The sequence below is a fragment of the Psychrobacter halodurans genome, from assembly GCF_017498075.1.
Taxonomy (GTDB): domain Bacteria; phylum Pseudomonadota; class Gammaproteobacteria; order Pseudomonadales; family Moraxellaceae; genus Psychrobacter; species Psychrobacter celer.
The window spans coordinates 37636-51079 of sequence record NZ_JAGBKN010000005.1; the positions used below are offsets into that span (position 1 = coordinate 37636).

At 48.4% G+C, this 13444-nt stretch carries 11 protein-coding genes; 7 read left to right on the top strand and 4 right to left on the bottom strand.

Annotated elements, in window-relative coordinates:
• Positions 1-17: 17 nt before the first annotated feature.
• The 6 genes from J3491_RS03510 to mmsB all read left to right on the top strand — a co-directional run bounded on the left by J3491_RS03510 (position 18) and on the right by mmsB (position 8476).
• Positions 18-2057: a propionate--CoA ligase gene (locus tag J3491_RS03510; RefSeq protein WP_075100975.1), complete on the top strand. Its 2040-nt coding sequence runs from the start codon at positions 18-20 to the stop codon at positions 2055-2057.
• A gap of 312 nt (positions 2058-2369) precedes the next feature.
• Positions 2370-3854, top strand: coding sequence for a CoA-acylating methylmalonate-semialdehyde dehydrogenase (locus J3491_RS03515; protein ID WP_207969231.1), 1485 nt, complete (start codon positions 2370-2372; stop codon positions 3852-3854).
• A gap of 239 nt (positions 3855-4093) precedes the next feature.
• On the top strand, positions 4094-5254 hold the full coding sequence (locus J3491_RS03520; RefSeq protein WP_207969232.1) for an acyl-CoA dehydrogenase family protein: 1161 nt from the start codon (positions 4094-4096) through the stop codon (positions 5252-5254).
• Between the two features lie 66 nt (positions 5255-5320).
• Entirely contained in the window at positions 5321-6103 is a 783-nt protein-coding gene (locus J3491_RS03525) for an enoyl-CoA hydratase (protein WP_207969233.1), read from the top strand.
• A 61-nt stretch (positions 6104-6164) separates the two neighbouring features.
• The gene (locus J3491_RS03530) at positions 6165-7430 is read left to right on the top strand and encodes an enoyl-CoA hydratase/isomerase family protein (RefSeq protein WP_207969234.1); all 1266 of its coding nucleotides are present in this window, start codon (positions 6165-6167) and stop codon (positions 7428-7430) included.
• A gap of 92 nt (positions 7431-7522) precedes the next feature.
• Positions 7523-8476 (top strand): 3-hydroxyisobutyrate dehydrogenase, encoded by a 954-nt coding sequence (gene mmsB / locus J3491_RS03535; RefSeq protein ID WP_207969235.1) that lies wholly within the window; start codon positions 7523-7525, stop codon positions 8474-8476.
• A 168-nt stretch (positions 8477-8644) separates the two neighbouring features.
• Here the strand turns inward: mmsB and J3491_RS03540 are convergent, their stop codons facing one another.
• Complete coding sequence (locus J3491_RS03540; RefSeq protein ID WP_105245544.1) at positions 8645-9403, bottom strand: IclR family transcriptional regulator; 759 nt, start codon at positions 9401-9403, stop codon at positions 8645-8647.
• 594 nt (positions 9404-9997) lie between these two features.
• Between J3491_RS03540 and J3491_RS03545 the strand changes: the two genes are divergently transcribed.
• Entirely contained in the window at positions 9998-10897 is a 900-nt protein-coding gene (locus J3491_RS03545; RefSeq protein WP_207969236.1) for a hypothetical protein, read from the top strand.
• 154 nt (positions 10898-11051) lie between these two features.
• Here the strand turns inward: J3491_RS03545 and J3491_RS03550 are convergent, their stop codons facing one another.
• The 3 genes from J3491_RS03550 to J3491_RS03560 all read right to left on the bottom strand — a co-directional run bounded on the left by J3491_RS03550 (position 11052) and on the right by J3491_RS03560 (position 13341).
• Positions 11052-11819: a 4'-phosphopantetheinyl transferase family protein gene (locus J3491_RS03550; RefSeq protein ID WP_207969237.1), complete on the bottom strand. Its 768-nt coding sequence runs from the start codon at positions 11817-11819 to the stop codon at positions 11052-11054.
• 116 nt (positions 11820-11935) lie between these two features.
• On the bottom strand, positions 11936-12454 hold the full coding sequence (gene pal, locus J3491_RS03555) for a peptidoglycan-associated lipoprotein Pal (RefSeq protein WP_207969238.1): 519 nt from the start codon (positions 12452-12454) through the stop codon (positions 11936-11938).
• Positions 12455-12660: 206 nt separating this feature from the next.
• Positions 12661-13341, bottom strand: a complete 681-nt coding sequence (locus tag J3491_RS03560) for a DUF6231 family protein (RefSeq protein WP_207969239.1) — start codon at positions 13339-13341, stop codon at positions 12661-12663.
• Positions 13342-13444 lie beyond the last annotated feature (103 nt).

Genomic DNA, 13444 nt, shown 5'->3' on the forward strand with positions numbered 1-13444 from the left:
CGCTAAGGACAGCTATTATGAGCGACACCATTCAAACTCCTATTGCCACTCAAGAGTCAGCCACCAATATGGCCGACAGCGCCTCTCAATTTGCAGATATCTACCACGCCTCAATTCATGATCGAGAGCAGTTTTGGGCGGAGCAAGCAAAGCGTATCTATTGGCACAAAGAGCCTGAGCAAATCCTCGATGACAGCAATCTGCCCTTTGCCAAATGGTATGTCGGCGGCGAAACCAACCTATGCTATAACTGTGTCGATCGTCATCTAGCAGAGCGCGCCGAGCAAGATGCTTTTATTTGGCTGTCTTCTGAGATTAACCAAGAGCTGATAGAAACTTTTCCTGCCATTGTTGATGCGTTCAAGGACTTGGGTAACCATGTCGAGCTATATACCGATTATGCCAAGCGCCGCCTGACCTACAATGACCTTTATAAAGAAGTCAACTATTTTGCTGATGTGCTACAGCGTCATGGTATCGGCAAGGGCGACCGTGTCATCATCTATATGCCGATGATTTTAGAAGCCGCTTATGCCATGCTAGCCTGCGCCCGTATCGGTGCGGTGCATTCGGTGGTATTTGGTGGCTTCGCCGCGCATAACCTCGCCATTCGTATGGATGATGCTGAGGCAAAAATGGTCATCACTGTCGATGCAGGTCTACGCGGCGGTAAAGTGGTTAATTATAAGAGTTTGGTCAATCAAGGTGTGGCGCAAGCCACGGTCAAGCCCGAGCATGTATTGGTGGTCAATCGCGGGGTGCTACCATTTGAGCCGCAAGCCGTCGATGTCGACTATGCTGAGCAGCGCCGCATTAGCTGCGAAGCCAATGCCATTGTTGAGCCTGTGTGGCTAGAGTCCAACACGCCATCTTATTTGCTTTATACCTCTGGTACCACAGGTACACCCAAGGGTGTGCAGCGCGATACCGGCGGTCATGCAGTCGCCCTGACCACTTCGATGGATTATATCTATGATGGCAAGGCAGGCGAGACCTTTTGGGCGATATCAGATATCGGCTGGGCGGTCGGGCATTCTTATACCATCTATGCACCATTGCTCGCTGGAATGACCAGTGTGATGTATGAGGGTCTGCCGCATCGCCCAAACCCAGGTATCTGGTGGCGAATCGTCGAGGCCAATAAAGTCAATATCTTATTTACCGCACCGACGGGTGTGCGTATGCTCAAAAAGCAAGATGAGACATGGATGACGCGCTATGATGTCTCAAGCGTCAAGTCGTTTTTCTTAGCAGGCGAGCCACTTGATGAGTCAACAGCCAATTGGCTGACCAAGCATTTAGGCGTTCCGATCTTAGACCACTATTGGCAAACAGAGTCCGGCTGGCCGATTTTGAGTAACACGCCCAAGTTCAATCACAAACCGCACAAGCAAGGCTCACCTGGTTATCCCATGTATGGCTATGATGCTCGGGTTCTCAACGAAGAGACGGGCGAGCCATGCGCGGCAGGCGAAAAAGGCTTGCTGGCGATCAGTGCACCACTACCGCCTGGCTGTCTCACCACCGTATGGCGCAACGATGAGCGCTTTATGAGTAGCTATTTTGGCTTATTTGATGGTCAGCAGTACTCAACCTCAGACTATGCAGTCACTGATGAAGACGGCTATTTTTATATCTTAGGGCGCACCGATGATGTGATCAATGTCGCCGGTCATCGTATCGGTACCCAAGAGCTGGAAGAGGCCATCAGCACCCATCCTGAGATGGCGGAGTGCGCGGTCGTCGGTATTGCAGATGAGTTAAAAGGCGAGCTGCCGATCGCTTTTTGTGTGTTAAAAGATCATGAACAAGTGAAAACGACCGAAAACCGCTTTCGCATTGAGCAGCAGGTCATCGGCGCGGTGGTAAAATCGCTTGGCGGTATCGCAAGACCGGCAGCTATTTATTTCCCGCAAGCACTGCCAAAGACCCGCTCTGGCAAAATCTTGCGCCGCGCTATTCGCGCCTTAGCAGAAAACAAGCCCACCGGCGATATGTCGACACTCGATAATCCAGCTGCAATCGATGCAGTCAAACAATCTATGCAGGATTATTAGGACACGCCCGAATCTTGTCTTATGGTGGCTTGATCAATAAGTCAAAATACAATCTAAAAACCAAAAAGCTCATGCACGCTCATGGGCTTTTTGGTTTTTGATGATAAGAAAATGCAGATAACCAAAAATCTTAGATAAAAGTTTGATAAAGCCCTTGACCCTAAAATTGTTTTATTGCTATAGTCAATAACGATACGAAATAAATCATTTTAAATTATTTATTAGTCCATAAAAACTTCTGGTTTTTTATCCCTTTTAAGTATAACTAGACACCTCGACATGGTCGTCTCGCAGACAAGATAAGGATATCTTATGCACCACGTTCAGCAGCTCATCAATGGTCAGTTTGTAGACTCTACTACCAACGAGTGGATCGATATCACCGATCCTGCTACCCAAGAGGTCATCGCCAAAGTGCCGCAGACCACAGATGATGAAATCAATCAAGCCGTCGCCGCGGCTCAAACAGCCTTTCAAACATGGCGCAAAACACCCATCACCACGCGCGCACGTATCTTTTTAAAATACCAGCAATTGATTCGCGAGCATATGGATGAGCTGGCAGAGACTTTGACAGCAGAGCAGGGCAAAACCATCGCTGATGCGCGCGGGGATGTGTTCCGCGGTTTAGAAGTGGTCGAGCATGCTGCAGGTATTGCCAACCTACAAATTGGTGATTTTGTCGAAAATGTCGCTTCAGGTGTTGACACTTATAGTATCTGGCAGCCGCTTGGGGTTTGTGCGGGTATCACACCGTTTAACTTCCCAGCGATGATTCCGTTATGGATGTTTCCGATGGCGATTGCCACGGGCAATACTTTTATCCTAAAGCCATCTGAGCAAGACCCGATGGTGACCATGCGTTTGGTTGAGCTGGCCGTCGAAGCGGGTGTCCCTGAAGGCGTGCTAAACGTCGTACATGGTGGTAAGGCCACAGTTGATGCCATCTGTGATCATCCAGATATCAAAGCGGTGTCGTTTGTCGGCTCTAGCGCTGTGGGTAAGCATGTCTATGAGCGTGCTAGCCAATCAGGCAAACGTGCTCAGTGTATGATGGGCGCAAAAAACCACGGCGTTATCTTGCCAGATGCCAATAAAGAGCAAACGCTCAATCAGCTAGCGGGCGCAGCCTTTGGGGCAGCAGGTCAACGCTGTATGGCGCTATCTGTCGTGGTGCTGGTCGGTGCGGCAGGCAAGTGGATCGATGACATAAAGGCCAAAGCCGAGAGCCTAGTGGTATCTGCTGGTAAAAACGATAAGGATTTGGGGCCTCTGATTTCTCCTGCAGCAAAAGCACGCGTTGAGCATCTAATCGGTACAGGGGTAGAAGAAGGGGCGAGCTTGCTGCTTGATGGTCGTGGTATCACGGTTGAAGGGTTTGAAAAAGGCAACTTTGTAGGGCCGACTATCTTTGATAATGTCACAAGCGACATGCAAATCTACAAAGAAGAGATATTTGGCCCTGTGCTGTGTATCATGCGCGCCGATAGTTTAGATGAGGCGATTGAGCTACTCAATGCCAACCCGCATGGCAACGGCACTGCTATCTTTACCCAATCAGGGGCCGCAGCACATAAGTTCCAGCAAGACGTGCAGGTCGGGCAGATCGGCATTAACTTGCCAATTCCTGTGCCACTACCGATGTTCTCATTCTCAGGCTCACGCGCCAGTAAACTCGGTGATTTGGGTCCTTATGGCAAACAAGCGGTGCAGTTTTATACCCAAACCAAGACGGTCACAGCGCGCTGGTTTGATGACGAGGCCAGCCGCGGGGTCAATACCACTATTTCGATATAAGGCCTTAGTCTGTGTCATTGCGGTATAGTGTCTATCTTGCTGATTGTCGCCATGTGTATTTTTGCCATGCAAGCATGTGTCGATGACGTTATACCGCTGTTATACTGTATAACCCGACATTTTATGACCGATACTGTATCATGACCGATACGGTATCAATCATACCGTTAACCGACGTTAAAACGGGCACGGCTGACCCATTTTTACTCTATTTGTAATGCATGCACAAGGATGACCCCATGGATTTTTCATTGACCGACGACCAGATCGCCTTTCGCCAAACCGCCAAACAGTTTGCTCAAAAAGAGCTCAAACCAAACGCCGCTGAGTGGGACCGCACCTCACATTTCCCAATCGATGTCATCAAAAAAACCGGCGAGCTTGGTTTTTTGGGGCTGTATACCAATCCGGAGTATGACGGCCTTGGGCTACCGCGCTTAGACTCCGCCATGGTGTTTGAAGAGCTGGCATGGGGCGATACCGCGGTCGCCGCTTATATGAGTATTCATAATATGGCAGGCTGGATGATCGGTGAGTATGGCAGCGATACTCTGTGTAAAAAATATCTACCAAAGATGGTCAGTGGTGAGTGGCTTGGCAGTTATTGCTTGACCGAGCCCAATGCCGGCTCGGATGCGGCCTCACTACGCAGTAAAGCCGACAAGCAGGGCGACTATTATGTGTTAAATGGCGAAAAGACCTTTATCTCGGGCGCAGGCGCGACCGATGTACTGGTCGTCATGGCACGAACAGGGGGTGCCGGTCCAAAAGGCATATCGGCGTTTGTCGTCGATGCCCATAGCGATGGCATTGAGTACGGCAAAAATGAGCACAAAATGGGCTGGAAAGCACAGCCCACACGCACCATCAGTTTTAAAGATGTCAAAGTCCCAGCCGAAAATCTAATCGGCGAGGAAGGTCAAGGTTTTCGTATTGCGATGAAAGGCTTGGACGGTGGACGTATCAATATCGGTATCTGTGCGGTCGGTACAGCGCAGTCGGCGCTTGAGACCGCGACCAATTATGTGCAAGAGCGCAGTCAATTTGGTAGCCCGATTGCCAGTCTGCAGTCGGTGCAATTCAAGCTTGCTGATATGTTGACCCAGACCATTACCGCACGGCAAATGCTGTATCTGGCGGCCAACAAAGTCGACAATCAAGACAGCCAAGCATCGACCTATTGTGCGATGGCAAAGCGTCTGTCTACCGATCTTTGTTTTGATGTGGCCAACCAAGCACTACAACTGCATGGTGGCTATGGCTATCTCAATGAGTATCCACTTGAGCGTCACGTGCGAGACTTGCGCGTCCATCAGATACTAGAAGGCACCAATGAGATCATGCGCGTGATCGTCTCGCGTCAGCTGATGCAAGATGATGTGCTGAGCCAGCTACGCTAATCTTGGTATTGGGTTTTTAGGACGTGTCTTCATTTCAAAAATGGTGATAAAAATAAAGGATTACTTATGACGGATTACATTAATCTCAACCTAGCTATTGATGGTCACATCGCCACCGTGACACTAAATAATCCACCTGCTCATACGTGGACGATGGATAGTCTGCCCGCGCTCAAGCAGTTGGTGACCGATCTCAATGCCAATGATGAGGTATATGCCCTAATCATTCATGGCGATGGTGAAAAATTCTTTTCAGCAGGGGCGGACCTAAATAATTTCTCAGACGGTGACAAAGGCCGAGCCATCAGCATGGCCATTGCTTTTGGCGAAGCGTTTGAAGCCCTGTCAGCTTATCGCGGCGTGAGTATTGCAGTCATCAACGGCTACGCGATGGGCGGCGGGCTTGAGTGCGCGCTGGCCTGTGATATCCGTATCGCAGAAGCACACGCCCAGATGGCACTACCAGAGACGGGTGTGGGGTTATTGCCTTGTGCTGGTGGTACACAAAATCTGCCGATGTTGGTGGGTGAAGGCTGGGCCAAGCGTATGATATTGTGCGGCGAACACGTCGATGCCGAGACGGCCTTACGTATCGGTTTGGTTGAGGAGGTCGTGGACAAAGGCGCAGGACTACAAGCAGCACAAGCGTTGGCAAAAAAAGCTGCCAAACAGTCTCCTGTTGCCGTCAGTTATTCTAAAGCCCTTATCCAAGCAGCTAGACATAACCCGCCTGCGCAAAACCTCATCCATGAGCGCGAAGCATTTGTAAAGCTGTTTGATACCAACGATCAGCGCGAAGGCGTGCAAGCGTTTTTAGAAAAACGTCAGCCAACTTGGCAAAATAAATAAACGCCCAAGACCGTATTGATAAAACGCCCTAATATTCATTTTACTTTTTGTAGGTCTTTTTATGACAACCTCAACAGATAACAACAATCAAAACGCTGCTACGCCCGCCGCGCCAGTATTGTTTGATACTGAACAGACAGACTGTGGTCATCTCATTGGTATTATGACGCTTAACACACCAAAATCTCTCAACGCCCTAAGTGTCGAGATGTGTCAATTGTTGGCTGCGCAATTAGAGCAGTGGGAGCGTGACGAGCAGGTAGTGGCGTTGGTGCTCAAGGGCGCAGGCGACAAGGCGTTTTGTGCAGGTGGTGATATTCGCAAGCTATATGACAGCATGTCAGAGTCTGCGCCACTACCTAACCCTTATGCGACAGAGTTTTTTGGTCATGAGTACCGTCTCTATCGGCAGATGCATTTTTATTCCAAGCCGCTGATACTCTGGGGCGATGGCATCATTATGGGCGGCGGTATGGGGCTGATGGCAGGGTGTAGCCACCGTGTGGTCACTGAGCGTACGCGCTTTGCCATGCCTGAGGTGACCATTGGGCTGTTCCCTGATGCCTCTGGTAGTTGGTTTTTGCAGCGTATACCCGCCAAGATGGGATTGTTTTTAGGCCTGACTGGGGCGATGTGTAATGGCAACGATGCCATCTTGTCCAATCTAGCTGAGTATGCCGTGAGCAGCAGCGATTATGATGCCATCTTACAACGTCTCAAACAAAGCGATTGGCAGCATGCCGCTCACCGTACAGACATAAGTCATCAGCGCCAGCATAACAGCGCGCACGATCACGATATTGTTAGCCGTGCACTGGCGGCGCAGCCTGTCACCGAATTGCCCGCTAGTAAATTGGCCACCTATTGGCATGCCATTGGACAGTTAATGAATAGCGGCGGATTGGGTGATATTGATGCCATCTTGCAAAGCGACGCGGCGTTGGAGAAGTTAGATGCCGACTTTGCGCAAGACAGCTGGACGCAGCGCGCTGTTGCCACTTATCGAGCAGGCTGCCCTGTGACAGTGGCGTTGACTTATGCACTGTATCATCAAGTTGCAGACCTATCGCTTGAGCAGGTCTTGTACCTAGAAGCCAATGTCGCTGTACACTGCGCTGCCAATCCTGACTTCAAAGAAGGCGTACGGGCACTGCTGATTGACAAAGACCGCAAGCCCAATTGGTCGCGTTCATTGGCAGACTGTCTCAGTGCCGATGGACAGGCATACATTTATCAGCATTTCACCAATCCCTATGCGGCAGGCGAGCATCCATTGGAAGGCTGGCTGGGCAGTGAGGCTTTGGGGAGTCAGATTATCAATCACTAACAACCTACTAAAAATAAGAGCAGATCTGCCTAGGCAGCCGAGCAGGTGCTACTGGCAATAACATAAAAAATCAATCATCAAGGAGCGATGAGATGGGTATAAAGGACACAGATAGCAAAAATACGACAAAGAGTGCCGCGGCAAAACCAACGATTGCCTTTATCGGTCTTGGTAATATGGGCGCACCGATGGCAGAAAACCTATTAAAGGCAGGCTATCCGCTATCGGTTTATGATTTGTCTGCAGAGGCAACCGCGCGCTTGCAGCAAGCAGGTGCCAGCGTCGCTACCAGCCCAAAAGAGGCGGCGAGCAATGCGAATGTTGTGATTAGTATGTTGCCAGCGGGCAAGCACGTCCATTCTGTCTATCTAGGTGAGAATGGATCTGATGGCTTGCTAGCAGAGCTGCCCAAGGGCACACTGGTCATCGATAGTAGTACCATCGCTGCCGCTGACGCCAGATTGGTAGCAGACGCCGCAACTGGTCTTGGTATAGACTTTTTAGATGCGCCCGTCTCTGGCGGTACAGGCGGTGCCATCGCTGGTAGTTTGACCTTCATCGTTGGCGGTAGTGCCGACGCATTTGCCAAAGCAGAGCCGATACTGGCGGTGATGGGCAAAAACATCTTTCATGCAGGCGAGCATGGAGCAGGACAAGTCGCCAAAATTTGTAACAATATGCTCTTAGGTATCTTGATGGCAGGGACGGCAGAGGCCATCAATCTAGGCGTAAAAAACGGCCTCGATGCCAAAGTATTGTCTGACATCATGCTACAAAGCTCTGGGCGCAACTGGACGCTGGAGGTTTATAACCCTTATCCTCAGGTGTTAGAAAACGTGCCATCGAGTAAGGGCTACAAAGGCGGCTTTATGAGTAAGCTGATGCAAAAAGACCTCAACCTTGCCATGCAAACGGCCAAAGATACCGCGGTCGAGACACCGATGGGTGCCAAGGCGACAGAGCTCTATGACGATCACGCGCGCGAAAATGGCGACAAAGATTTTTCTAGTATCATGGGGCGTCATGACCATTCGGTGTTGTCTTAAAGTGCCTAATTCTTGAATTGCTTAGTTTTTGAATTGCTTAGCCTTTGAAATATCTAGTCTTTGAAATATCTGTCTCGAACGCACAAAGCTACTAAAGACACTCGCCCCAAAGCAAAAAAGGTCTGCGCTATCTGTGATAGCGCAGACCTTTTGGTTATAAAATCCTACTTAGTTTTGTAGCTCATAGACCAAAGCCTGAATATCCTGAGCGGCTGTCTGCAGGCGCGGCACATGCGTCATCAGCTCGTCTAATGACACGCGTATGGTCGGCGCATGCAGGTACAAAGAGGCCAGATAACGTGACTTCTTATCTAATACAGGCACAGACACCGCCACCATCTCCGAGATAAACTCTTCGTTGTCGATACCGACCCCTGTCTCAGCGATTTTATCCAGCTCTTGATTGAGCGCATCGATATCTGTGATGGTGTTTTTGGTAAACTTATCCAAAGGCAAGCCTTTCAATATCTTGTTACGGCTGGTGGTGGAGAGCTGGCTCAGATACAGCTTACCCGTTGCCGTACACCACATCGGAGACTTGACGCCCACAGGCAGATAAATCTGCAAGGGTAGTGAGGTCTGTGCGCGGTTGGTATAGAGCATATTCATATGATAAGGAATCGCAATCCCGCAAGTCTCTTCGATCTCCTCGACCAGCTTATGCAAAACCATCTGCCGCTCATTAAAAAACTGGCGCTGCTGCCACAGCTCAACGCTCAAATTGCGTACTCGCTTGCCAGGTATGATGCCGCCGCCGATATCAACGGTGACAAACCCCTCATCCACCAGATTTTGAATCAAACGATGGATGGTCGGTTTTGGAATGTCCAGCTCTTGCGATAGCTCAAGTGGAGAGAGCGGCTTAGAAGCATAAGACACCGCTTCTATAATCTCTAACACACGGGTAATCGACGATACTTTAGGCATATAAATGGCTCGATAATAATAAAAAAGGAGAAAGCGCAGTCGCTTGCAACGCGTTAATAATTATAACAAAAAATCATAAACCTGAGGCTTTGTAACTGGATTATTACTGTCTCTAATTTAGCACAATATAACGTTTAGACAAACGTTAGTCGCGGTATATCAAGACATTTATGTCGTTTATTTTCCTAACTGATTTTTTTGTCCAAAAACACCCTTAGATACGTCAACTCACAAAACACAACAATCTGTAGTAATAAGCTATATAACTGTTATTGAAGCTGAGACGTCAGTAGGCGATGATAATGACATATTTTGTAATATCCTTACATGAGTATTAAGTCACTTAAAAATCATGTCTACGCTGTTGGATCACTTTGAGAGCGTTGTGTAACAGAAAGTCGAAGTTTTGCCGGTTGATGTAGCAATTATTACAATACCTATGCAATCTTTACATAATGGCAAATAAAAAGCGCGTCTGTAGGGGTGACTTTTTGAGCCAAAATTGTTTTAATCTGCTCAACAAAATGATGGATTTAAAAAGAACTAAATTGTCATTTTTTTGGGCGAGTTATTCCACACTTTAGGAGAGTATTTATGAAACTTATTAAACTAACAGCAATTTCTGCTGCCGTTTTGGCTTCAACTGCTGCACTAGCAGCTGAGCCAGTTGTCGTTGTTGATGACAACACAGCTGTCGCTTATGAAGCAGAGCCAGTTGCGGTTGCTTATGAGGCAGAGCCAGTTGCGGTCGCTTATGAAGCAGAACCTGCTTATGCATACAATGCTGATGCTGGTGTGGTACGTAACACCACTGGTGCCGTCGTTGGTGGTACTAAGACTTTCTTCCAAACCGCTATCAACCCAGCCGCTGTCAGTGCTGAAGTTGGTACACTAGGTTATGGTGCCAATATCGCTTGGGGTTTGAACGAAAACACTGAACTACAAGCCGGTTGGGCAGGTGGTGATGTTGCCGAGCTATTTGGCGGCGATATTGATATCGACGACGTAAACTATGATGTAGACTCTGACTTTAGTAACCCATACCTAGGCGTACAATTACGTCCTACTGGCAATTGGTTTACTATGGGCGCGGGTATCATCGTACCGGATAACGATATCGATGTAACTGCTAACCCACAAAATGGCGGTATCTATAAGATTGATGGTGTGGAATATGACGCCAATGACGTAGGTTCTTTACAAGGTACTATCGAACACCGCAACAAACTAGCGCCTTATGCGACTATTGGTTTCCGTCCAAATATTACTGAAAACTTTGGTCTATTCGGTGAGCTTGGTGCAGCATATCTAGGTAAGACAGACGCTACTGTTCGTACAAACGGTACATCTAATAACGTAGGCGTAAAAGGCAGTAACATTGGTTCAGGCAAAACTTCAGCTGAAGTAGCAGCTGAAGCACAAAGAGAGTTAAAGAGTGATAACTATCTTGAGTGGTTGCCAATCGTAAAAGTTGGTGCAACTTACCGCTTCTAATTTAATCACAGTCTACTGGCTGTTATTAAATAAACAAAAAACGATCCTATTTATTAGGGTCGTTTTTTTGTGCGTTAAGTAGTAACCAGTAGTAAGATGACTAGCGATTAGATAGAGGACATGCCACGCCTTAGATGTTGGCTGGATATCCTCATCAAAACACCAGTACAATATGCTGCCTAGGAATGATGGCGATACGGTACCCTGTTTTTTTATCCATCACAGTCATCAGATGATGGCCGTCTATCACGCTGTCTATCAAATCCTCAATCAGATAAGCGTAGTCGATACCTAGCCCTTGCGCGAGGGTGTATTGATATACCTTGATATAGCTTTCTTTTATTTGCCATAGCTGCTTTGCTATCGCATCACGCTGCCATGCAGGCAGTCGTTGCAATACCGCCTTTTCTTTATCAGCATAAAAACGCCGAACCACCTGCCAAGCTACCTCATTTGCTTCTATATCGATGCCAGCAGGACGATGCTGGCTGAGAATGACGGCCACCTGATTGTCTAGACAGCTCGTTGGCTGAGTGCTGCTATTATCAGTATCGTCTGTATTTTTTGCGCCTGTATGGCTAAAGCATACGTAGTATTTGCTACGAGCAAGCTGATAAGGAAAGGCTGATTCATCTAAAGTATCGTCTATCTGTAGCTTGGTGAGTAGCTGTTGTAACAACAGCCGTACGCCTTGCCGTTGTAGTTGGCGCTGCTGCTGCGCCCGATCAGGTTCTGATATGTCTGCAGACGCACGGCAATACTGCCACTGCTGGGTATCATCCATAGGGAGGTTTAGGGCGTATCGGCTTAGATAGGGCGGTTTATTGATATGCTTATTGGCAAGGGCGTGGACATGCGCGGTGGCACACCATGTCGTAGGCCCAAGCCTCACATTATGAGTTTGTGTCAAGTATAAGGGCATAGGTGTAGCCGCAGGTTTTATGTAGGAGTAGGAAGTATAAAGCCCAGCAACGTGATATTGCTGGGCCTTTTTAGTATTACGTTGACGATTGGTAATACGAGCGTATGGGGCTTGTCTTAATAAGACAGCTCCGCGCGGCGGTTTTGCGCATAGGCGGCCTCGGTGGTGCCAGCGGTGGCAGGGCGCTCTTCACCGTAGCTGATGATACGGATATTGTTGACCGCGACACCTTGAGCGGCCAGATAGTCACGCGCTGCTTGGGCACGGCGCTCGCCTAGCGCCATGTTATACTCGCGGCTACCACGCTCATCGGTATGACCAGCAATCACTACGCCAGCGGCTGGGTTTGAGCGTAGCAAGCTTGCGTGTTGATTGAGGACATTGGCCGCTTGTGCGGTGATTTCGCTACTATCGAAGGCAAAGTAAACGACGGCTTGTAGGTTGTCTGCGCCAGTGACGACGGTACTAGCGTTGTCTACGATGACGGCACCATTATAGCCCGTCTGACCGCCTGGGATTCCTAGCGGGGCAACCACAACTTCAGAGGTGGCGCGTTTGGTCGCACAGCCTGTAGTGATTGCGACAGCGCTTGACAATACAGCGAGAACTGCAAGCTTAGAAAAACGAATTGACATGGTGAGCTCCTAAAATTTTTAATTAACGTTGTTGTTGTAAACTGCTTCGATAAAACTCAGGCAATTACCATTTATCATATATTCAGTGTTACTTTATGTAAGTAGTATTACTGTAAATAACTCGAGAATTTACAATCAGATATGCTCGTTTTGTTATATATATAGCCGTTTTGATAAATGCTCTGATATCGAGGCAGAAAGACAAACTACCAGCGGTGCTTGCCCCAGTTTTCAGGGTTTGCCCAGTAGTCGGCATTGAGCCAGTTAGGCAGCTGTTTGTAGTCATACAGATTAAATTGCCACAGTGTCGCTGATCCAAAAGCATGGGCGGCGGCAGGCATCTGGGTCATATCGGCATCTGATAGGTCGGTATCTTCTGTCAAAGTAGAAGTCTGTAATATATCAAACGGGGTAAACCCGTAGGGCTGCAAGTCGATATTGTGCTCAAGGGCGATGAGCAGATGGGCGGCATACAGGTCGCGATAGCGCATGAGTAATGGGATATACTGCTGTAGCTGCTCTGCTGATAGCGCCGGCAGCCAAAAACACACCAGCTCATACCGCTCAGATACTGGCTGTTGGTTGAGCGCCAGTAAGGTTGATGAGGCAAGTTTGTCAGCGGGCTGTGTGGTATCGCTGGCTTGAAAAGCAGCATGGTTGGTAAGCGCGGTATTTAATAACGCTAGCGTGTTTTTGTCTTCGGTTACCCACAGTAGATCGGGCAGTAGCTCGGGCTTATCGTCAATTTTATGTTTGGTGCTTTTGCTGTCTGATTGAGTGTTTGTCTGCGCATCAGTTTCCTGTGCTAGAGTGGGCAATAGCGCATCGATATAAGCTATTAATAAAGGTAGCGTCACCTCTGCGCGACGCGTGGATTGCTTTGTCATATGATAGGCCGTTTCTCAAATGGTAATCGTCAGTGCCTTTATTAAATCATTTTGGTATGCATTATCCAATGAAAAATTGAGGCTTGGAACGACTAAGCTTACT